Genomic DNA, 21,945 nt, shown 5'->3' on the forward strand with positions numbered 1-21,945 from the left:
ATTATCTATATTCTTTGCTTTTGCCTTCAGTCTAAAAGCTTGTGGTTGAAGTTAATTTCGTTAATTTGCGAAACATTAATTTTACGAACTAATTCTTCAGTTAGTCGTGAATCTGGAAAGGTGGGACCACTGATTTTAGCCCGGCCTACAGCCATTGCGGTTGCATACCGAGCAGTTTCCTGCAGAGACCAATTTTGCTGACAGCCAAACAGGTAACCCGCTACTAATGCATCCCCACAGCCAGTGGTGCTTAGTGCTTGCACCTCCGGGGGTTTAGTGAACAACATTGTCCCTCGGGCATCTAGGAACAGTACACCTTCTTTTCCTAGCGAAAGGATCACCTCTTTTGCTCCCTGCTCACTAATGTTTCGCACAGCATTCACTGCGTCACCAAAGGTTAAGAGGGGTTTCCCTAAAAGCTCCTCGGCCTCCCGTTGATTAGGTTTTACTAAATCCGGGCCAGCAGTGAGGGCCAACTTCAATGGTTCGCTCGAACTGTCGACAGCTACCTTGGCCCCTTGGCTCTGGATGTTTTCAACCAAGTCACGGTATGTTTCGAGTGGTGCGCCGGGAGGTAGGCTCCCTGATAAGACCACTGTGTCGCCGGCAACTAAACCGTCCATAATGAGTGTTGAGCAGGTAGTGAGCTCCGTAATCTCAAGGCGACCACCTCGGCCGTTAAACTCAGTCATCTCACCGCTATTATCATCAGTAACCTTGGTGTTTATCCTTGAAAACCCTTCGATCTCTACTATCAATAATTCGAATGGTACATCGCCCAACATGCCTCTCATGACTTCGCCCAACGGTCCACCAAGAGGTACTATCGCAGTTGAAATGATGCCCTGAGCAGATAGGGCTGCAGCTACGTTAAGTCCCTTTCCGCTAGCCTCTAAGTAACTGCTAGTCTCACGGTTAAGGACGCCTAAGCGCGGTTGCGTGAAAAACATATTGAGGTCAAGCGCGGGGTTTAACGTTACTGTCCGTATCTTGATGACCGCCGGGGCTGTAGCTTCAAGGTTCAAGTGTTACCTTTACCGAAGAACTACCCGAGGAGACGAGATTTATTCCCTGCTGGAACTCACTTAAAGGTAAACGGTGAGTGACGATTTCTTCCATCGGCAGAATCCCCTTTTCTAGCATTCGGATTGCAATGGGATAACAGTATGGCCCTAGATGAGATCCATGTATATTGAGTTCTTTAGTGTCCCCTATAATGGTCCAGTCAATAGTAACAGGCTCACGCATAACGCTAAATTCCACAAAGGTCCCGAGTTTACGGATCATCTGAAGACCCTGCTCTACTGCGGCAGGATGACCGGTAGCCTCAATGTAAACGTCGCAACCGTAACCGCCGGTAAGGTCGAGAACTTCGTTAATAGAATCAGTTGATCCTGGATTTATACCCAGGTCGGCACCGCACCGCTTGGCCAAATCAAGACGGTCATTACTGAGGTCAAGCGCGATTATTTTCTCAGGGTTCTTCATTTTAGCTGCTGCGATCATGCCGAGTCCAAGTGGGCCGCATCCGGCAATCACCACAGTGTCGCCAAACTCTATTTCGCCGCGTTCTACTGCGTGTATCGAGCAGGAGAGAGGTTCGATGAATGCAGCATGGTGGGTAGGGAGGTTCTTAGGGACCTTGTAGCTAATTGCATTAGCTGGGAAGACCATGTAAGCTGCCCAGGAACCCTGGGCAGCTTGACGAAAACCATAAATGTCGTGCACCTGGCACATCCAATACTGGCCTCTTTGGCAATATCGACACTGCCAACAGGGGACGATTTGTTCGCTTACTGCGTAATCACCTATCTCGAGTCCAGAGTTTGTATTACCACCTTCCCCGAATGCCACTACCTCGCCTACGAACTCGTGACCTGGAACGACTGGTGCTTGACAGAAACCTGTTCGGTGTTCATCGCCCCAAAAAAGAGGTGCGCCCGAGTAACACTTGATGTCGCTAGCGCATATTCCTGTGCTTTTTACCCGGATTAATATTTCGCCTGATTCTGGTTGTGGTACTGGGCGTTCTTCAAGCCGATAGTCTTCTGGGCCGTAACAAACAACCGCTTCCATAGACTGTGGTAATTCTAAAGGACTACTGTCATAGTCAATCATAGTGCCGCCTCAAGAATGTTTATCAGGGTGTCGCGTGGAAGATCAATGGGGTTACCCTTCATGCTGCTAGAGTCAGTACTTTGCTCAACGATTTCTGGTATGTCATGAGACGTGAGGCCATAAGTCGATAGTGGAGGAATGTTGAGATCGCTGGCCAAGTCAGTCAGCCACGCGATACCATCCGAGGCAGTAGCATTTGCGCTTCTAGTTAGTATTTGCGCCGCTTCGTGGTACCGGGCTATCGAAGGATGGTCTTTTTCTTGTGTGATTAGCGCTTCGAGATTAGCTCGGCTCACGTGTGATACAAGTGCCGCACAGATAGCGCCATGAGGCGCTTCTGTTCGCCCGCCGAGTGGTCCCGCTAAACCATGTACTGCGCCGAGTTTGGCATTTGCTAGAGCTAGTCCGCCGAATAAGCTTGCTAGTGACATTCCTTCACGCGCCTCTATGTCATCCCCAGAAAAATAGGCTTTCCTAAGTGAACTAGATCACCGCTCTAATCCCTTTCTACACAAAGCGTCAGTAAGTGGATTAGCAAAATTTGTTACGAATGGTTCCAGAAGTTGAGTAAGAGCGTCCATGCCGGTCGAAGCCGTCAAATCTGGTGGATTAGAAATGGTTAACTGTGGATCAACAATGGCTGCCCGTGGCAGCATAGCGTCGCTTCTGAGGCTTACCTTTGTCCTATGTTTTATCGAAGTTATAACTGCGTTCTTAGTGACTTCAGCCCCGGTACCCGCGGTGGTCGGAAGAGCTAGAAATGGAAGGGGCGCCAAGCTGGGTTTGTGCCCACGACCTACCACCTCAAGGTAATCAAGAGTTTCACCCTCATTCGGAGCTAAAGCCGCAATTGCTTTTCCCGCATCAATTGCGCTTCCTCCACCAACCGCGATTATGATGTCGTACCCGTTACTGCGAGTTTTAACTAATCCGGCATCGATCTGTTTTACGCTAGGTTCACCTTTTACTTGGAAGTTTTCGACCTCAAGCCCCCCTATCTGCATGTCATGGATTAAAAACCGCACTCGTTCTGGGGAAGAACCAGTTACCAAAAGAACTTTGCGGCCGAGACGTCGTGCAATTGCCGTAGTCTCGCGAGAGCTGCCCGGGCCGAATATGATTTTCGTAGCGGTAGAAAAACTAAAAACCGTTATCGTCTCCTAAAAGCTGCAAAAACCGTTAATCCAAACCTACTATCCATGTAATCAATCCTATTACGTATACGTTCATTCAACGCAGTACTTTATTCTTGCGTTAGTTCCTTAGGTTTTTACTCCTAATGCCTACTCACTCGCCTTTTGGATTATTGTTTATGATGAATGGTACTTAGGACCGCAAATCAATCAGACTATCCTACTCCGTTTGAAACGGTAGGATAGTTGTTATGGAAACCCGAGAACTAGGACCATTTCAAGTCTCCACTGTCGGTTTAGGTTGTAATAATTTCGGTGGGCGTATAGACGCAAGCGCAACCGAAGCAGTTGTTGGAGCCTGCCTTGATGCCGAAATCAATTTCTTTGACACTGCTGATATTTACGGTGATAAACAGAGTGAGGTTCTACTCGGCCGAGCTCTTGGGAAACTTAGAGATGATGTAATTATTGCATCGAAGTTCGGTTATCTCGACGGAGCAGCTCCAGAAACAGCTAGAGAAGCCTGCCATGGGAGCTTAAAGCGTCTCGGTACCGACCGTATTGATCTCTATTACGTCCACAAGCCTGACCCGTCTGTCCCAATTGCTGAAACCTTAGGTGCTCTTAGTGAGTTAGTTCAGGAGGGTTCGGTTCGAGAGATAGCTTGCTCTAACTTCTCGCCCGAACAATTGCACGAGGCTGAGGAGACGGCGGAAGAAGTTCGCTTTATTGCCCTACAGAATGAATATTCTTTGCTTCATCGTAACCCTGAAACTGAAGGAACATTAGATGTAAGTAATGAGCTAGACCTAGCTTTTGTGCCTTATTTCCCATTAGCGAGTGGTTTATTAACCGGGAAATACAGGTTGGACCAGGAAAAGCCAACGGGTACTCGCCTTGCTGACCGAGAGATTGAAAATGACAAATTGCAGATCGTGGAAAAGTTAATTACGTTCACCGAGTCAAGAGGACGCACCATCCTTGAGCTAGCCTTCTCTTGGCTTTTGATGAAGCCTGCGGTTACGTCTGTCATTGCGGGTGCAACCCGGCCAGAACAAGTTCACGCAAATGCTGCAGCAGCCAGCTGGGTTCTATCAGCAGAAGAGATGGCCGAGGTTAACCAAATAATTCAGAACTAATACATGAACGGTAACGATACCTACCAGGAGAGAATAGTCATAGCCTCAGAACCAGAGACCAGAAGAATGATCTTGGTAAATCGACAGGGTTCACTACTTCGCGGAAAGTTCAGTGGATTAGCAACCTGTCAAAACATTGTGGTTGGAGCCAGTCAAAGAAAGGGTGACTTTTGTGGATCGACCGATTCGCATGCTTGTTGTTGGTGCCGGTAGAGGTTTACAGCACCTGCGTAGTTTTCAAAACCTACAAAATTCATTTGCAGTAGCAGGATTAGTAGATTTAAGTGAGGAACGCTTGCAGAAGGGCCTCGAAGATCACGATCTCGCAGAAACATTTGGCTTCACCTCTTTTCAAGATGCCCTAGCAAATTCCGGGTGTGATGGAGTGATGGTGGCCACTTGGGCCCGAGGTCACCACGATCTTATCGACCAAGCACTCGACGCGGGAAAACACGTGATGGTAGAAAAACCCTTCACTCTCGAGCTCAATGACGCAATGCGTCTTCTGGAAAAGGCCTCCCAAAAAGATTTGAAAATTGTTGTTACCCAACAATGGCGTTACTTGCCAGGCCAACGCACAGTCCGGAGACTCTTGGCTTCCGGTGAGTACGGAACGGTTCAAGCAGGACACTTGGCCTCGTACAAAGCGCGTGGTGGAGAGTATCCTGATTCGGAGCACTCACAGTTGTGGCAAATGACCATCCATGAGATTGACTCGCTTATTTCAATGATGAACCAGCCTATAATCGAGGTATACGGTCACTCGTTCCAGCCGCCATCTACCACCTGGCAACGCGAATCGACCGCGACTGCTGAGCTTACTTTCCAAAATGGCTGTAGGATCGTTTTATTGTCTACCTCAGAAGCACGTGCCCACTCCTGTGAATTTCGTGTTGAGTGTGAACACGCGGCATTAATCTACCGTAACTCCGCCGTTTTTGGGAGTGACGAATCGCTATTATTAGGTAAAGATTCGGCTTCTACTTTGACGACCGGGGATTTACCATCGACTTATGAGAAGCTACCGATCGACGTGGGGCCCTCGGACATGGCTTCACTTGACAAGAAAGTGGCCGAAGGATTTGCCACTTGGGTTCAGGGAGGTCCTGAACCCGAAACCAGCGGACAAAAAAACCTCCAAGTTTTAGGTGTTCTCGATGCATTACTTCGCTCTGGAGCTAATGGGGAAGCTGCTACTGTGAGGGGTTAAAAAAAGCCCTAACTTTGAGAAGAATTCCAAGTATCATAAGGATTGTCGCGATTCTCAAGTGGGAAAGAAACACGAGTGCGTAGTCTCTGTGATTCATGCACAGCCATAACCATCTCCAAGGCGGCCCGTGAGTCACGAAGACTCGAAACATTACGAACATCTCTATCTTCCTCTATAGAAGCAATTAATTCCTTTGCTATCATGTGATTACTGAGGCGAGTATAGTCATCGCCAGTCCAGGGCTGTCCGTCCGGACCGTATTCCCACTCATTGAGATAAATCCGTTCCCAACTCCCATTTTCCTCACCAGGAATCCAGAGGCCGTGAGGATATAGGTACATTTCTCCCCTTGGTGAGTTTCGGAGTGAGATAATGCCATTCAAACCGTATATCTCAAAACCAAACACTCTCGCACTAGATCTTTCGTGAAGGTCCCCAGGATAGGAATCGTAGTGTGCAGTTATGCCATTTTCGAAAACGTAATACGCTGTTACGCCATTTCCTGCCACAAGGCCTACGCCCTCTTTTTCCTCTCGGAAATCAACTGGGCTTACTTCACGACCGTCCTGAGTGACGTGACCATACGCCCACGAAACATTCGAGTTCGCAATGTACCTCATGCTGTCCATCATGTGGGTGCCTAAGACCGTCAGGTCCATTGCTCCAGCCCGGTGGTCCGATTTGCCATGGGCTCGCATAGTATGAACTTGACCGATAGCACCCTCGTCAACCAAACGCTTTGCATGTTGTTCATATGCACAAGCTCGACGGTGTGCTACCACCATGCGCACCCCATTTCGCTCGCACGCATCAACCATGACATCTGCTTCAGCTAACGTAGCGGCAAGGGGCTTCTCACAAAAGATGCCGCGTACACCAGATTCCGCCGCAGCAACGACCATTTCAGCGTGGCAGTCAACCCAACGAGGTGCCACTACGACAAGATCTAGCCGTTCTCTCTCAAGCATCTGATGAAAGTCTAAGTATAAGTTCTCTAGCCCTAGGCGCTTGCCAGCGTCCTGAAGCCCTGTGCTGTTGTTGTCAGCAATAGCTACGACTTCAACATCAGGAATTCCTTCGAACGCTCGGTCAAGACCGTGCCCGTAATCTCCGCCACCAGTCCTGCCGATAATGCCTGCACGGTATTTGGTCATTAGCGCGTCCTCGTTCCTGCCGTCCAAACGACGGTAATAGGGTTAGCCTAGAATAGCTTTCCAGAAGCAGTCAAGATGAGGCGGGGTTATGGCCAGCCTCATCCCATCAGTCAAAGTGATCTGATTGAGCTCTTCTTCCAACAACACCGTTTCTCGTGTCAACATAGAACCATAGTTTAGGGAGTTGATTGCATGTCTTTACCAGCCGACTATGTGGAACGAGTCTACGCCGGGGTGTTAGGGAAGCTAATAGGGGTCTACCTGGGTCGTCCGTTCGAGCAGTGGCCTCATGAAGTGATCCTCGAACAATTAGGGGAGATTGACTATTACGTTCACGAAAAACTGGGTGTACCACTCATCGTTACAGATGATGACATCAGCGGGACGTTCACTTTTCTTCGTGCGTTGCCAGATTACGGTAATTCGCGCGATGTAACAGCTGCCCAGATCGGGCATACGTGGTTGAACTACCTTATTGAAGAGAAAACACACCTTTGGTGGGGTGGTATGGGGAATTCCACCGAACACACTGCGTACCTGCGGTTGAAGTCTGGCGTTGAGGCTCCCGCTAGTGGTTCAATGGAACTGAACGGAAAAGTAGTTGCTGAACAAATCGGGTCACAGATATTCATCGACGGATGGGCAATGGTCGCTCCGGGCGACCCTGACCTAGCAGTCGAACTTGCTGGTCGGGCGGCAACCGTGAGTCATGATGGCGAAGCCAAATACGGTGCGCAAGTAATAGCAGCTATGGAGTCTCTCGCGTTCGTGGAGTCTAATATTGATAAGCTTATTGACTCTGCGCTCACCTATATTCCTGAGAATTCTGCCGTGGCTACAATGATTCGCGAAATTCGGGAATGGCACGCTCAAGAGCCTGACTGGTACAAAGCACGTCTTCTACTACACGAGAGCTACGGGTATCACATTTACGGTGGTAATTGCCATATGGTGCCCAATCACGGTTTGATTATTCTTTCACTTCTATATGGTGATGACGATTTTCAGAAGTCTCTTCGTATTGTCAACACCGCTGGATGGGATACAGATTGTAACTCCGGTAATTTGGGTTGTTTGTTAGGAATTAAGAATGGGCTTGCAGCTCTAGATGTTGGCCCAGACTGGCGAGGTCCAGTAGCAGATAGGATGTATCTCCCCGCTGCCGATGGGGGGAGAGTAATTACGGATGCCTTGGCAGAGTCATATCACATCGTCAACATAGGACGTGCATTAGAAGGAGAAGAGGCCCTTAGTCCTAAAAACGGAGCCCGCTTCCACTTCTCTTTACCCGGTTCAGTTCAAGGTTTCCAGGTTGAGGATACTGTCGAGTCTCGTGGTACAGCAATTGTTACAAACGTTGCTTTGGACGCACCAGAGGACTCACGAGGTCTCTCAATTGACTATGCTCGATTAACCACGGGACGTGTTGCCCGGGTATCAACCCCGACATTCATACCGTCTAAAGAATTGGGCGACTACTTTAGTCAACGGGGTTATAAACTTCTTGCATCGCCAACAATTTACTCTGGCCAAACGATTCGAGCACGAGTCACAGCCGCAGCTGGTAATGAAGAAACAGCCAACGTTAGGCTCTACGTCCGCCATTATGATGAACAAGATGAGCTTGCTCTCCTAGGAGACAATGTAACTGAAGTTTCAGCTGGTACAGGCGTTGATCTAGAGTGGAAGCTACCGAATACCGGTGGTTACCCGATCGCTTCAATCGGTGTGGAAATTTCAGGTGAAGGTGGGACATCGGGTACCGTGGTCTTAGACTACTTAGACTGGCAGGGTACTCCAGAGATTGTTCTAGATCGTCCGTACGAAAGGGACTTCTCGCGTAGAACTCGAGGAGCGGGACCAGTAATGTGGCAGCATGCCTGGGTTGATGGTACCGATAGCAACAACAAACAGTTTTGGCCTGATACCTACCGGCTATTGCAGAACCATGGTCGCGGTCTCCTAATGCAAGGCACTAGGGAATGGATTGACTATAAAGTGACCACTCGGATGACGCCCCACATGTTACGAACAGGTGGGATAGGAGTTCGCGTACAAGGTATGCGCAGTTACTACGCACTGTTGTGTGACACCGACCGGTTTAGTCTTGTAAGGACCCACGAGGGCCAAGATACTGTTCTTGCAGAGACGGGTCCTGGTTGGGTATTGGGTCAAGAATACGAGTTTATCGTTAAGGTTGAAGGTGACCATCTCACGGCTCTTGTGGATGGGCAGGTCATACTTGAGGCAACTGATCCAGAGGCACGCTTCGCAGGAGGGGGTATTGCTCTGATAGCGGAGGAGGGTCGTCTTGGATGCGACCACGTGGCTGTCGGACCAATTAACTGACTAACTGATCTATATTTAAACGTCAAGAAGAAAGCGCGCCTCATTTGTGAGGCGCGCTCGAGTTTCAGGACGTAAATAAGCTCGCTGGTCTGTCTGTTGTTGATTTTCCCTTGCGGTGAAAGCAGAATGGTAAACCCGACGTGTACGATTCGAAAGGTTGGTCGTACCACCATGCCAGATTTGACCATTGAAAAACGCCACCGACCCTGCTGACCCCGTAATATAAACCTCATCAGGATGTTTGTTCATTACATTTTCCATTAGGTCTTGGGGGAAATGGGGTGATAGGTGGCTTCCCGGAACAACTCGTGTGGCCCCGTTATCCTCTGCGATGTCGTCAAGCATCCAAAGTGCATTAGTTTGCTGGGAGGCGCCGGCTAAACGAGACCCTTGAAAATCAGAATGCAGTGCTTGTTGACCAAACCCCGGCTTAGGGTCATGGCCATTAAGAGAAACCAATTTGAACGGTTTCTTAATCACGTGATATGCGGCGGATAGGACTATCGGATGAGTATAGATCAGGTCAAACACCTTGCCTTTATTAACAAGATCAGCTAGTCGTCTAACTTGGTCTGAACCTGGAGTGGGTGCTTCACTACCAGCGTTACTTCCTTCTTGCTTAAATAACGTTTCAAATGTGGTTCGTAAGTTTTCCAACCAAATAGGGTCGATTACATCTTCAAATACCGTGTATCCCAATACGTCGAGTTCATGTCGGTGCTGTTCAGTAATACCCTTGTGTGTCGCGCCGTAGGTTTCCATTACTGATTTCATGATTTGGGCATCGTGCATACTGCCACTTTACCTCTTTGGCTTAGAGAATTAGGGATTTATTCGTTTCCTCCAGCTAGTTACGAATTTGCGGGTGACGAAGAATAGCTCAAAAAACAGGGGCTTATCAGGGTGCCCCTGAATTGGATTCAATTCAACCGACCTCATTACTTACGATTTTGCCGGAACAAAAATCCAAGGGGCCTAAATAATATAGGTGCAGTGATTACCAAAGTAGGCTTTCTATCTGGTTTCGAGGCCTACCCTTCCTCCGTCGATGAACAGCGTGGTACCTGTAACGAATGATGCGTCATCACTGGCTAGATAAGCGATACCAGCAGCAATTTCTTCGGGTCGCGCAAGCCGACGCATTATGCAGGTTTCGGCCTTCATCTCAAGTAGTTCCCGACGTCGCGTTACAGGATCAGGTGCCTTAGCGAAGTGGAATTCGGTTGCAGCCCAACCTGGTGCTACGTCGTTAACCCGTATGCCGTACTCGACCAGTTCGCACGCCATGGATTTTGTTGCCTGTGTCACCCCAGCTTTACCTGCATCGTAGACAAGAGCTCCTTTCCTGCCTCTATGACCACCATCTGAGGAAATGTTGACAATAGCACCACCGTTATTTTTTATGAGCGGGAGCGTAGCTTGCGCTACTAGCAGTGTTCCCCTTAGGTTTATGTTCATTAAGGACTCCCATGTTGTTAGGAAGTTTTCTACGGGTAGTTCTAGGCTCCCTGCCTCGGGTAGCCCAATACCCGCACTGTTGACTATTACATCAAGATGATCAACTAATTTTTCAGCTTCTTTTCCCATTGATACTACAGATGCAGGATCGGCCACATCGCATTCGAGGACGTAGGCTCTTCCGCCACAAGCTTCTACCTTTTCTTTTTCTACAGTAGCGCCGCTTACATCACGATCTACGAGTATTACTGTTTCCAGTCCCTCGTCAGCAAACCGTTGGACTGTTGCCCGGCCCATGCCAGCAGCAGCTCCTGTGATTAGGGCTGTTTTTCCTTCGAAGCGTCTACATTTTGATCCCATGAGTATCCCTCCAAAATTTTGCTGTTCCTGGTAGCAAACCAGTTAGCTAGTAAGAACATGATGGCATCCAAACGCGCACTAGGGGTGAGAACAGTAGTGACTGAGATACGAAGAGGTGCTGCTGGAGCGTTGAGGGTTTTGCTTATGGATTGCTAAACCGGTTGTTGAGTTGCTGGTACCCTTGAAGGCATGGGTGTCGTTGAATGTTGAAAGTTATACAGGTTGGTGTCGGGGGTTATGGAGCATGGTGGTTACCGACAGTTAGTGAGACTGATGCCGTAACCCATGTAGGTCTGGTAGACGTTAATCTAGAGGCCCTTAGGGAAGCAAGGAAGGTTACTGGGATTTCTAAGGAGGCTTGCTTCGCAAGTGTACAGGAAGCTGTTATATCGGTTGATGCTGACGCTCTTCTGTGTGTTGTGCCACCCGCACAACACGAGGAAGTGATTGGCATTGCTTTCGATGCGGGCCTACATGTTCTTTCTGAGAAACCGATTGCTGACACTCCTGAGGCTGCTCAGAGAATACTCAATCGTGCCCAGCTCAGCGACCGCATCTTAATGATTTCTCAGAAAGCAAGATTCCATCCGTGGGTCCGTAAATTCAAAGAGCTAGTTACTGGTGGTGGCCTTGGACGAATGAGCCACGTAACACACTTTTTCAGGGCACCATACTATTTTTGGGGAGAGTTCCGACACGCCATGGACGACCCGCTTTTCCTTGAAATGAGCATCCATCACTTTGATCTGATGCGAGCTCTTTTGGGTCGCGATGCCACAGAGGTATGGGCTACCACTTGGAATACTCCTTACAGTACTTTTTATGGTGACGTTACTGGTTTCGCCCACTTCATCATGCAAGACGATTTACCAGTTACATATCATGCTGACGCTGTTGCTTCAGGAGATATGACCGATTGGTATGGTGAAATTCGTGCTGTTGGCGAAACTGGAACCCTGACAATGGTTTTCCCAGATCTTTACATCGCTCGTAAGGGAGCCGATCATGAAGAACGCATAGCTCCCCGCGAGGCGGTGATGACGGTTAGCCAACCGCAGGAGGGTCAAAGGAGAGTGCTTGAGGAGTTTATAATGGCAGTAGCAGAAGGACGACAGCCCGAGAGTGACGTAATAGACAACATTAAGAGTCTAGCTATGGTCTTTGGTGCTATAGAGTCAAGTCGTGACCAGCAAGTTAAGTTTATTAAGGATTATCTGCCTTAAGGAGGAGAATTAATGCCTATTCTGAAGAATGGTGAAGGTCAAGCCCCAGCTTGGTGCGAAATGGAGTACTACGAATTAGTAACTCTTGAACCCGATACAAAAAGGGATTTCTCGCGTCGTTCTCCTCGTGAGAAGATTATCGTTGTTGATGGCCATTGTGAGATCAGTTTTGGCGGTGCTGTTTTAACGGGGGAATACGGAACGAACGTTGATCTCAAAAGCTCAGATGATTTCTTCTCAGTTGCCACTAGGGACGTGTCAACAACAATAGTGTGGATGTGCGGTGATTGGGAAAGCGAGACGTCTTCCGGGATCTTTACGGATAGCCAAGGCGATCCACGTGATACTAAGGGCGATCCAGTCGACTACCCTAAAAACACTAGTTTCGACAGGCACTATCACGACTGTGATGAGTACTGGGTCATAATCGAGGGTTCCGGAGTGGTTGTGAGTGAAGGCAAACACTACGAAGTTGAACCTGGTGATTGCTTGGCTACGGGTATGGGCTTTCATCATGACATCGCGATCTCTAATGAACCAGAATTTAAGGGAGTGTGGTTTGAAACGGGACTAGAGGGCCGTAAGAGAAAAGGTCACCTCTGGGAGCACACGCACGGACCAGCCGTACCGCAGCTGGACCGTGTATAACGTAGTCAGCCCTAGGTAGTTGAATGTTTGCTGCTTGATTGATTAGTGATTAAGTGTCGTTACCCGAGTTCTTCGTGAGACGGTCATACTCGACCTCAGATGCTCTTTTCACCCCATGCTTTTCAGTCCAAGCTTCCAGAGCATCAGGTTTTACCCTAGATTCCTTGTCTTTCTCAGCTCCAACAAGCTGTCGGGCAATGGGATCACTTACTTTGTCTAGCAACCATTGGGGTTGTAAGTCGTAGTCGAGTGGGCTAATCCACCCGTACGAATATCCCATCATGAGACATTTTCTGGGGATGCTGGTGCAGTTCTCACCAATACTGTGGAAAGTCCGGCTCTCAAAGAGATAAGCGTCCCCAGCTCTAAGTTCTAGAGCAACAGCACCGGTGGGGTCAGTCTGGTCCTCTGGAATTTCTAGCTTCCTAGTGAGGTTGTTGCTTTTAGGAAGTATAAGAGTGTTTCCGCTGGATTTTGTAGTGGTATCAGAGAGCTGATAGACAACTTTGATTAGGACTCGCGGGTACCTGTGGGGTCCGAGGTCGAACGGACTTTCCATAAAGTCACGATGCCAGTTTCTGCTTGGTACTTCGTTGGCGCCGTCTGGATACTTGTAAATAATGTGGGATTTAGCCAATCGAAGGTTGAAGCTCAGCAGTTGTACTACTAATGGCAAGGTTGTTTCCCACTTCAGTAACTCCAGGAAAACTTCGTTCTCAGGTAAAACGTTGGCTAGGCTTGCCCGTCGTTTACCTGTTTCTAGGTATTTGCGTTCTACAACCTGATCGCAAGCGTCCGTAACACGGGCTAACATATCTGCATCTAACGCTTCAGGCACAACTAGATACCCATTCTGGTCAAAAAACTTTCTCTGATCTTCACTGATTCTGGTGAATTTCATGTCTTCTTTCTGCGAGAAAATTGTGAATACACAAGAACAGTATAAGCTGAGTAGGAACCCAACAGGGTTGCTATGTTCCGTAGTATTCTCTTATCGCGTCGTTATTCGGGTACTCGCCTCCTGCGTTGGGTGTTCACGGATCATAGCGGTGATAGCAGATGAAAGGGTAATCTTGAGCGTTGTGCCCGCATCTAACCAAAGCGATTTGCGGGCCCAGGAGGAACAATGGCCCCACTCGGTACCCCAAAAATTATCTATACTCGCGTTGATGAGGCGCCGGCTTTAGCGACCTATTCATTTTTGCCAATCTTACAAACTTTTATTCAAGCAGCAAATATTGAGCTCGAGATCCGTGACATTTCGCTGGCCGGGAGAATTCTAGCTCAGTTTGGTGACCACCTTCTCGCTGACCAAATAGTATCGGATGATCTGCATTATCTTGGAATGTTGGCTACTAAGCCGAACGCCAACATCGTAAAGTTACCGAACATTAGTGCGTCAATGCCCCAGCTTAATGCAGCGATCGAAGAGTTACAGAATAAGGGCTATGCTATACCCGACTATCCCTACGAGCCAGAGAATGATGAAGAGTACGTTATTCGGGATCTCTACGATCGTGTAAAAGGTAGCGCTGTTAATCCGGTACTGAGAATGGGTAACAGTGATCGAAGGGCACCGCCTTCAGTCAAAACATACGCTCGTACGCATCCGCACTCAATGGGCACATGGAGCACCGAATCAACTTCCCACGTGGCAACAATGTCATCAGGGGACTTCCGTCACAACGAGGTTTCAGCAACCGTAACTGAGACTGATACTGGTCCGGCTCGAATAGAACACATCACGATTAATGGCACTGTCACCACCCTGAAGGACGGAGTTGACCTTGAGTCTGGGGAAGTGATCGACGTTAGTACCTTGAGTTGCACGTCACTCCGGTCTTTTCTCAATGAGCAATACACAGATGCAAAGGAGAAGGGATTGCTGTTCTCTGTTCATCTCAAAGCAACGATGATGAAGGTGAGCGATCCGATCCTTTTCGGACACGCGGTCTCTACTTACTTTGCAGATCTTTTTGATACATATCAAGACACCTTCCAGGAATTAGATGTGAATCCGAACGAGGGCCTAGCAGCACTTTTCCGCAAACTCGAAGAATTGCCTGAAGACAAACAGGAAGAAATTGAGAACGCAATAAGGGTTGCTATGACAGATGGGCCTGACCTTGCAATGGTTGACTCTGATAAAGGCATCACCAATCTTCACGTACCAAGCGACGTAATTATCGATGCGTCTATGCCAGCTGCAATACGAAGTTCTGGGAAAATGTGGAATGCGAATGGTGCTTTACAGGACACTAAATTCGTTATTCCTGATAGCAGCTATGCTGGTGTCTACCAGGTAGTTATTGACGATTGCAAGGCTAACGGTAGTTACGATCCGGTCACGATGGGCTCTGTGCCTAATGTTGGATTAATGGCTCGTAAAGCTGAGGAATATGGATCGCATGACAAGACCTTCGAAATAGAAGAAGCAGGTACAATTCGCGTTCTTGCCAATTCAGGCAGCATTCTTCTCGAGCGACCGGTTGAAGCTGGTGACCTCTTTCGGATGTCTCAAACAAAGGACGATTCTATTCGTGATTGGGTAAACCTTGCTGCTCGCCGCGGTCAAGCTACTGGTGCACCAATTGTTTTTTGGCTTGATGGAGATCGGCCCCATGACAAAGAGTTAATTTACAAGGTCAGAACCTACCTCAAGGAGCACGATAATCAAGACCTAGATGTTCATATTCTCTCACCTATCGAGGCTACCTTCTTATCGTGTAAACGTATTCGTCAGGGACTTGACACTATTGCTGTTACAGGAAATGTACTACGTGACTACCTTACAGACTTATTCCCGATTCTAGAGGTTGGAACTAGTGCAAAGATGCTTTCGGTAGTTCCTCTCATGGCGGGCGGTGGTCTATTCGAGACTGGCGCGGGTGGTTCTGCGCCAAAGCACGTACAGCAGTTTGTACAAGAGGGACATCTCCGCTGGGATTCTCTTGGTGAGTTCTTAGCCATAGCTGCCTCTCTTGAACACCTAGCAGAAGTTTTCGATAATCCCTCGGCTAAGGTCTTAGCTGCTTCGTTAGATAGGGCTAATGCTCGTTATCTTAATGACAACCGTGGGCCGTCACGTAAAGTCAACGAAATCGACACTCGTGGTAGCCACTATTTTCTTGCCCGTTACTGGGCAGAGGAGTTGGCCTCTCAACAAGAAAATACTAATCTCAACTCTCGATTTAAAGTCCTTGCTGACAGACTTGGTGCCCAAGGCGTGACTATCGAATCCGAGTTGTTGGCGGCGCAAGGCTCTCCTGTGGATCTTGGTGGTTATTACATGCCCGATGAGACCAAAGCCGTTATGTCGATGCGACCAAGCGTTACCTTAAACGCCGCACTACAAGAACTTAAAGGAGAACTGAAAATCTAGAAAAAGATCGGACTGTTTCTCGAGAAGAAACAATTAATGAGTTGCACCCACTGTCCTCTTGACATAACTTTGGTGGTTGTTGATGATGCGTATATGCATGGTGGATAGGGGAAGGGAAAGAGCAGTGAGACAAAAAATAATTGTGTTGTTTTCTTTGGGTTTCATAATTGCGCTAGCAGCATGCGCCCCTAAGGAATTGGGGTCATCGAATAGATCCTACAAAGGTGAAAAGGATGCTTTGTACGCGGTTGTTCTTGAGGCGGCGTCAGCAGCATCTGTCGAGTTTAAGTCAGACAATTGGGTAGTATCACGCAACGAAATAGAAAATCATTTCTTGGAATTAAAAGCTAATATGTGTTGCCAGAAAAAGTTTATTGGTATTTCTTGGGGCAAGAACTATGAAACACTGTTATCGGTCAAGCTTACTCACATTAAAGAAAACAAAGATATTGCCCAGGAGAAAGGAACCAGAATTACTATCAAAGGAGGCCTCAATACCGCTGCCATGGCCAACAGAATATGGGAATTAATAGACGCAGAGTTCCCGAGGCTTAAGCCAGCCCGTCATAGACTCCCAAGTTAATACATTCAACCCCAACAACTAACCTTTTCTTTTGACATTCTTTTAGTATTTACCGAGAAGAGGCTTAAGAAATCCTTGACAGCTAACCTGTGTCAACTGAGGTGGTTGCAGAGTGTTTTGAGATGTGCAGTAAAGGCTAGAAATGCTGTCTTGGCAGGTGCTGACGCCCTGCATATTAATTTGGTGCATCACCCCAATCTGGCACGATACACATCTCACCATTGCGTAGAGCCGACTCGTGTGCCACAACCCCAGCCGCCATATAGCGGACTGCTTCCCAGACGTTAATTTCCGGAGTGCGTCCTTTAGCCACAGCGTCCACGAATTCGTGCACTAAATACGCGTGAGATCCTCCGTGCCCACCATAAATACTAGATCCTTCACTTGAGATTAGGAGGGCCTTCTCTATTTCTCTAGGGAGAGGGTCACGCATTTCCTCAACCGTTAATGGTGTGCAGGTAGATTTATCAAGCCAGCAATTATCCCGAAATGTACCTTCCGTACCAAACACGCGCAAGGTTTCAACGCCAGGGTGACCGATTTGCCGGTGCTCACAGATACGCATGGTTGCACCGTTACTCATATGGAAAAGAGCTGTCTCATTGCTGAATTCTTCTCCAAAGTAGTCATCCGGTTCAGGTGATAGGAAACCCCGAGCAGTGACCTCCAGTGCGTGTGCACCCATAACTGAAATTGGTCCGCTTATAGAATGGGTAGGGTAGTGCATTGGCGCACTTCCTGTGTCTCGTCCACCCGATTCCTGAGATATCCACTCCATGCCAGCCGCGCTTGCCAATCGCCGTTGTCGCACTTTGCGCAAATTGGATTTGTCCCAATCCACATCATGCAAGTACTCTCCTTCTGAATAGACGAAATGACCAAAACAGCCTGCTTCAGACTGACGGCGGCAATACATTGTTTCTGGTCGGTAGAAGGTTGTCTCGCCTAACATGTATAGCTGTCCTGTTTGAGTACATGTGTTTACGAGTTTGTCGCACCACTCTAGAATTTCCTGACCGTCGGGTAGAGAAACCACAGGAACCGCACTATAAACATGTTTTCCGGCTTGCATGGCTCGTATAGCTTGACTGGCATGGAGCCATGGTTGGGTGAAAATAGCAAGCGCCTGCAGGTTACTTCGACAAATCTCTTCGAAAGAAGAGTATAGGTCTCGCGGAGCGAGTTTATTTTGCAGTGACGGCCTGTTTGAAAAGGCAGCCACACGCTCTGGCTCACGATCACAAAGCGCAATACGCTCGACGAGTGGATGGGCATTAAAAAGTTCAACGAAACTCGACCCAAAGCTTCCAAGTCCTATAATCCCGATACTAATTCCCACGCTCTCCACTCCTCCCCTAGTCTCTACAAAACCAGTTAACGACAATAACGTATGGGGAGATAATAGCCTTCATTTATCAGAATAAAGTATGCCATCACTTTTATAAGGCATGGACATAACCTGTGGCATTTACGCAGTTACGGCTTTGCATAATATGTGTCTCCCGCTACTCGTTAAACAAATGTTTCGAATACGAGAAGTAGTTTTTCTTGGGTATTTCTCGGTCTTCAGATGGAAAAGATGACGCTGTGTGTTCTAGGGTGGTAAGAATCTGGTTACTCGAGATCCTGGTTGTCCGTAGTAGCCAAAATCTAAAACGCGGAGGAGAGGCCAATGACGGAACCTACTATCACGCGACTCGAAGTTGTCATTTTCGAGCATGAGACTCAGGACATGGGTACTGACTACAATGGGTTTAACCAAATATTTGAAAAGGGTTCGGTATTGAAGACTCGGCCTGCAGTCTTTCGGATTCACACGAGCGAAGGGATTACTGGTGAGTATCTTGCTGGTAACGGTGCTGCCCGGATTGAATCTATAGCTGACTACCTTCTGGGGAAGAATCCATTTGAGCGAGAGAAGATTTATAACGACTTAAAACGAGGCTTGAGACACACAGACCGCACGGCTATGTGCCCGGTTGACGTTGCCTTGTGGGACTTTGCTGGAAAGTGTTTTAACGCCCCCATATACCAGCTGCTCGGCGGATATAAGAAGACGCTCCCAGCGTACGCTAGCACCCTTCATGGTGATGAGAACGGGGGCTTAGATTCGCCCGAGGCCTTCGCTGACTTTGCTGCCCAATGTAAGGATTTAGGGTACTCAGGCTTCAAGATCCACGGTTGGGGTGATGGGCCTATCAGCCGTGAGGTAGCTACGGTGCTTGCTACTCGGGACCGTGTTGGTAGCGCAATGGACCTAATGATTGATCCGGCGTGTGAGTACGAAACGTGGGCCGATGCTTTGCGGGTTGGTCGCGCCTGTGATGAGGCAGAGTTTTTCTGGCTGGAAGATCCTTACAAAGACGGTGGTGTGTCAATATTTGCTCACAATAAGCTCCGAAGCTTACTTAAAACCCCTCTACTTCAAACTGAACACGTCTTTGGGTTAGAGCATCATGTTGATTTCATTGTGAACGGCGGCACTGACTTTGTTCGAACGGGAGTTTACGAAGATGGTGGCATTACTGGAGCTATGAAAGTGGCGCATGCTGCTGAGGGTTTTGGTCTAGACGTCGAATTCCATTTCGGAGGTTTAGCGCATCGTCACTGTATTGCTGCGACGCGCAATACCAATTATTATGAGCTCGGACTTGTTCACCCGAATGTGTTGCGCACTAAGCCACCTGTATACCCACCTGAATTTACAGACGAACTCGAGAACATTGACAGTGACGGCTGCGTAGCTGTTCCACAGGGACCAGGTCTTGGCGTGGATCTAGACTGGGATTACATCAAGGCTCACGAGATTGACCGTATCGTTCGTGAATAATTAGGCCCTGGTACCACATAGTTTTAGAATATGGGGGAATTAGCAATGAGCAGGGATTTCGATAAAGATTTTGCAGCTCGCTTACAGGAAGTTTTTGGTAGAGATGCGGGTTGTGAGGGGCCACTCGTACCTGCCGGTGGGGGCCGGCGTTTTGTCGGAATTGACTTAAGCCGTAACTTAGATCCTGGACAAGTGAACGTTTTGCTTGATGGGCTTGCCCACTACGGTATTTTGAGCATACCGGGTCAGGACCTCAAGAAGTTCTCCCTAGCCCGGTTTGAACGATTTGCCAATCACTGGGGGGCGTTGGTGCCTCACCCTAATAACTTTCTTCGAGGCGGTAAATCAGCTCAATCAGATGGTGCTACTGACGGCGCCATCGAGTGGATTCCTTTTGCACGTCGTCGCTTCGCAGCCGTGAATACAGTTTTCCCAGGTCGCCTTGAATGCCTACCGCACGAGTCACCAGCTGTTCTAGTTGTTGCCAATTTCCAGGGTGATTCAAAAGGAGGAGGGCCTCCTGTCAAAATCGAACCTGGCGGGTCTTGGCATACAGATATTGAGTACGAAGCGTTACCCATCTACGTATCAATGTTCCTCGCACACAAGTTGCCTGAATCTCGTGATGCTGAAGGAGGTTCATGGGTTGCCGATCCAACAAATTGTGGATCAAAACATGCCCCGTACTTTGAGGGTTCTGATCCTGAACTCTACCGACTAAGGCATAAGCTTCCTCTAAATGGAGAAACTTCCTTCTCTGATACTGCAGCTGCATTCTCTGCATTACCAGAATCAGAACAAGAGTCATTGGAACTAACAAGGGTTCGGCGGCGGCTTAATGAGGGTGATGAGGGGTGGCTTGCTCCGTTGGTTCGCACTAATCCCAGATCTGGAATCAAGTCCCTCCATAGTCCGGTTTGGGCCTCTCGACCAGGAGTGCGGCCTGCTGTTGAAGTGGATGGCATGACTCAGCAAGAATCAAGAAAGTTCCTAGACCGGCTCGAGATGCATGTTCTACAGCCGCAATTTCGTTACGACCATGCTCATGATCCTGGGGACGTAACCCTATGGGATAACTACATGACGTTGCACACTTCTCCCCCGATTAAAAAGAACATTGTTTCGATTGACGACGCACGACTGTTATACCGACTGAGTTGTAAAGGGGATCCACAAGAAATCCTGCCACGCAACGACTCACCAGAATGGCTCGAAGAGCATATCAATGGCGCATATTCTACGCCCGAGGAGATTATCAACTCAAAGTGAACCAGGTAAATCGGTCTGAAACTATGGCTTCCTTATAATCAAGGCTTTTACAACCAGGGATCTATAACGATCTTGGCTCCCTCGCCTCGGTCGAGAATCTCGAATGCGTCTTGAAGTTTTGTCATTGGCATCTCGTGACTGATTAACAAATCTATCAACGGTGATTCCTGTATAACCTTCATGACTTTGTGGTAATCAGTGCGGTTATAGAGCCAGGACCCAACAACAGTCAACCCTTTCCGGATCATATCTCGACTTACTTCGATAGTGAGGTCATCTCGGGACTCTCCAACGAAGACTACCCGACCTCGTCGGCGGGTAGCATCAATACATAATCGTTCCGCCATAACGTTACCGGAGCAATCAATCGCACAATCCACCCCATGGCCGCTCGTAAGGTCCCTGATACGCATTTCAATTGTCGGATCATTAGGATCCAACACGACTTCTACACCCATATCGAGAGCTCGTTGTTTACGCCAGGCAGATGGTTCAACACCAATTATCCGAGCATTCCGGAACTTCGCGTTTACGATCGCTCCTAATCCTACGGGACCGAGTCCTGTGATCAGGACAGTATCTTGAGCATTGACGTTAATAGCTTCTAGGCCGCCGAAGGAAGCGCCAACACCATCTATAGCCATGGTGGCTTTTGCGAAACTGACGTCTTCAGGAATCTTTGGTAACAGCCAAGAAGGTTTTAATGTGAAGTGAGCGAATGTTCCACTTCCACTCTCTGAACCATTAAACTCCTCGAAATTGTAGTTGTTTTCGCAATAAACATAGTCGCCTGAAATGCAAAGCTCGCAAGTACCACACGGGTACTGGGGCAGTACGACTACCTTGTCACCCACTTGGACTGATGTGGGTTGGGCGACAGCAACAACTTCCCCAGCACCCTCGTGACCCAAAATAGCTACTCTGCGTCCGGTGGTATAGGCTTTGTACTCTGTGCACAAAGCCGATGCGCGAATTTTCACCACGACCCAGTCACTTTGGGGTTGGGGGTCTGGTAATTCAACGAATTCCACTTTGCGTTCGCCAGAAATAGTTGCTTGGATCAATGTATCTCTCCTTTAAGCTAGATCG

The 21,945-nt window shown here is 48.3% G+C and carries 17 protein-coding genes and 1 pseudogene; 9 read left to right on the forward strand and 9 right to left on the reverse strand.

The features are described 5' to 3' along the window. Positions 1-26: 26 nt before the first annotated feature. The 3 genes and pseudogenes from CMO31_03950 to CMO31_03960 form a co-directional block, all read right to left on the reverse strand. Positions 27-1,025 (reverse strand): 1-phosphofructokinase, encoded by a 999-nt coding sequence (locus CMO31_03950; GenBank protein MAZ53153.1) that lies wholly within the window; start codon positions 1,023-1,025, stop codon positions 27-29. Next, a complete protein-coding gene (locus CMO31_03955) occupies positions 1,015-2,076 on the reverse strand; it encodes an erythritol/L-threitol dehydrogenase (GenBank protein MAZ53154.1) in 1,062 nt (353 codons plus the stop codon). The genes CMO31_03950 and CMO31_03955 overlap by 11 nt, the downstream gene beginning before the upstream one ends. Positions 2,077-2,114: 38 nt before the next feature. Beyond that, positions 2,115-3,272: pseudogene (locus CMO31_03960) on the reverse strand (alcohol dehydrogenase). Between the two features lie 230 nt (positions 3,273-3,502). Between CMO31_03960 and CMO31_03965 the strand changes: the two are divergent. Both CMO31_03965 and CMO31_03970 read left to right on the forward strand, forming a co-directional pair. Next, a complete protein-coding gene (locus CMO31_03965) occupies positions 3,503-4,390 on the forward strand; it encodes an aldo/keto reductase (GenBank protein MAZ53155.1) in 888 nt (295 codons plus the stop codon). Positions 4,391-4,562: 172 nt separating this feature from the next. Beyond that, complete coding sequence (locus tag CMO31_03970) at positions 4,563-5,600, forward strand: hypothetical protein (protein ID MAZ53156.1); 1,038 nt, start codon at positions 4,563-4,565, stop codon at positions 5,598-5,600. Between the two features lie 8 nt (positions 5,601-5,608). Here CMO31_03970 and CMO31_03975 read toward each other — a convergent pair whose 3' ends face one another. Next, positions 5,609-6,754 (reverse strand): 3-chlorobenzoate-3,4-dioxygenase, encoded by a 1,146-nt coding sequence (locus CMO31_03975; GenBank protein ID MAZ53157.1) that lies wholly within the window; start codon positions 6,752-6,754, stop codon positions 5,609-5,611. Positions 6,755-6,946: 192 nt separating this feature from the next. On the opposite strand from CMO31_03975, the gene CMO31_03980 reads away from it, so the two are divergent. Further along, positions 6,947-9,103 carry a hypothetical protein gene (locus CMO31_03980; GenBank protein MAZ53158.1) on the forward strand — a complete coding sequence of 719 codons (2,157 nt, stop codon included), beginning with the start codon at positions 6,947-6,949 and terminating at the stop codon, positions 9,101-9,103. A 15-nt stretch (positions 9,104-9,118) separates the two neighbouring features. Here the strand turns inward: CMO31_03980 and CMO31_03985 are convergent, their stop codons facing one another. Further along, complete coding sequence (locus CMO31_03985) at positions 9,119-9,895, reverse strand: phytanoyl-CoA dioxygenase (GenBank protein ID MAZ53159.1); 777 nt, start codon at positions 9,893-9,895, stop codon at positions 9,119-9,121. 222 nt (positions 9,896-10,117) lie between these two features. Further along, positions 10,118-10,921 carry a hypothetical protein gene (locus tag CMO31_03990; GenBank protein ID MAZ53160.1) on the reverse strand — a complete coding sequence of 268 codons (804 nt, stop codon included), beginning with the start codon at positions 10,919-10,921 and terminating at the stop codon, positions 10,118-10,120. Between the two features lie 203 nt (positions 10,922-11,124). Between CMO31_03990 and CMO31_03995 the strand changes: the two genes are divergently transcribed. Both CMO31_03995 and CMO31_04000 read left to right on the forward strand, forming a co-directional pair. Continuing rightward, entirely contained in the window at positions 11,125-12,144 is a 1,020-nt protein-coding gene (locus CMO31_03995; GenBank protein MAZ53161.1) for a hypothetical protein, read from the forward strand. Between the two features lie 12 nt (positions 12,145-12,156). After that, on the forward strand, positions 12,157-12,792 hold the full coding sequence (locus CMO31_04000; GenBank protein MAZ53162.1) for a hypothetical protein: 636 nt from the start codon (positions 12,157-12,159) through the stop codon (positions 12,790-12,792). Between the two features lie 49 nt (positions 12,793-12,841). Here the strand turns inward: CMO31_04000 and CMO31_04005 are convergent, their stop codons facing one another. Next, on the reverse strand, positions 12,842-13,693 hold the full coding sequence (locus CMO31_04005) for a hypothetical protein (GenBank protein MAZ53163.1): 852 nt from the start codon (positions 13,691-13,693) through the stop codon (positions 12,842-12,844). 225 nt (positions 13,694-13,918) lie between these two features. On the opposite strand from CMO31_04005, the gene CMO31_04010 reads away from it, so the two are divergent. Further along, entirely contained in the window at positions 13,919-16,174 is a 2,256-nt protein-coding gene (locus tag CMO31_04010) for an isocitrate dehydrogenase (NADP(+)) (GenBank protein ID MAZ53164.1), read from the forward strand. Positions 16,175-16,256: 82 nt separating this feature from the next. Continuing rightward, positions 16,257-16,757: a hypothetical protein gene (locus CMO31_04015; protein MAZ53165.1), complete on the forward strand. Its 501-nt coding sequence runs from the start codon at positions 16,257-16,259 to the stop codon at positions 16,755-16,757. 175 nt (positions 16,758-16,932) lie between these two features. On the opposite strand, the gene CMO31_04020 is transcribed toward CMO31_04015, so the two are convergent. Continuing rightward, positions 16,933-18,141: a hypothetical protein gene (locus CMO31_04020; protein MAZ53166.1), complete on the reverse strand. Its 1,209-nt coding sequence runs from the start codon at positions 18,139-18,141 to the stop codon at positions 16,933-16,935. 288 nt (positions 18,142-18,429) lie between these two features. Between CMO31_04020 and CMO31_04025 the strand changes: the two genes are divergently transcribed. Continuing rightward, positions 18,430-19,587, forward strand: a complete 1,158-nt coding sequence (locus CMO31_04025) for a mandelate racemase (GenBank protein MAZ53167.1) — start codon at positions 18,430-18,432, stop codon at positions 19,585-19,587. 30 nt (positions 19,588-19,617) lie between these two features. Further along, positions 19,618-20,856 (forward strand): hypothetical protein, encoded by a 1,239-nt coding sequence (locus CMO31_04030; protein MAZ53168.1) that lies wholly within the window; start codon positions 19,618-19,620, stop codon positions 20,854-20,856. Positions 20,857-20,903: 47 nt separating this feature from the next. Here the strand turns inward: CMO31_04030 and CMO31_04035 are convergent, their stop codons facing one another. After that, on the reverse strand, positions 20,904-21,920 hold the full coding sequence (locus CMO31_04035; GenBank protein MAZ53169.1) for a hypothetical protein: 1,017 nt from the start codon (positions 21,918-21,920) through the stop codon (positions 20,904-20,906). Positions 21,921-21,945 lie beyond the last annotated feature (25 nt).

Source organism: Trueperaceae bacterium (genome assembly GCA_002707365.1).
Lineage (GTDB): Bacteria > Deinococcota > Deinococci > Deinococcales > Trueperaceae > UBA6957.

Excerpts from the sequence above, each read along its gene's own strand:
- CMO31_03955 (MAZ53154.1), bottom strand. The coding sequence starts at position 2,076 with ATGGAAGCGGTTGTTTGTTACGGCCCAGAAGACTATCGGCTTGAAGAA.
- CMO31_03965 (MAZ53155.1), top strand. The coding sequence starts at position 3,503 with ATGGAAACCCGAGAACTAGGACCATTTCAAGTCTCCACTGTCGGTTTA.
- CMO31_03975 (MAZ53157.1), bottom strand. The coding sequence starts at position 6,754 with ATGACCAAATACCGTGCAGGCATTATCGGCAGGACTGGTGGCGGAGAT.
- CMO31_03980 (MAZ53158.1), top strand. The coding sequence starts at position 6,947 with ATGTCTTTACCAGCCGACTATGTGGAACGAGTCTACGCCGGGGTGTTA.
- CMO31_03985 (MAZ53159.1), bottom strand. The coding sequence starts at position 9,895 with ATGCACGATGCCCAAATCATGAAATCAGTAATGGAAACCTACGGCGCG.
- CMO31_03990 (MAZ53160.1), bottom strand. The coding sequence starts at position 10,921 with ATGGGATCAAAATGTAGACGCTTCGAAGGAAAAACAGCCCTAATCACA.
- CMO31_03995 (MAZ53161.1), top strand. The coding sequence starts at position 11,125 with ATGTTGAAAGTTATACAGGTTGGTGTCGGGGGTTATGGAGCATGGTGG.
- CMO31_04000 (MAZ53162.1), top strand. The coding sequence starts at position 12,157 with ATGCCTATTCTGAAGAATGGTGAAGGTCAAGCCCCAGCTTGGTGCGAA.
- CMO31_04005 (MAZ53163.1), bottom strand. The coding sequence starts at position 13,693 with ATGAAATTCACCAGAATCAGTGAAGATCAGAGAAAGTTTTTTGACCAG.
- CMO31_04010 (MAZ53164.1), top strand. The coding sequence starts at position 13,919 with ATGGCCCCACTCGGTACCCCAAAAATTATCTATACTCGCGTTGATGAG.
- CMO31_04015 (MAZ53165.1), top strand. The coding sequence starts at position 16,257 with ATGATGCGTATATGCATGGTGGATAGGGGAAGGGAAAGAGCAGTGAGA.
- CMO31_04025 (MAZ53167.1), top strand. The coding sequence starts at position 18,430 with ATGACGGAACCTACTATCACGCGACTCGAAGTTGTCATTTTCGAGCAT.
- CMO31_04030 (MAZ53168.1), top strand. The coding sequence starts at position 19,618 with ATGGGGGAATTAGCAATGAGCAGGGATTTCGATAAAGATTTTGCAGCT.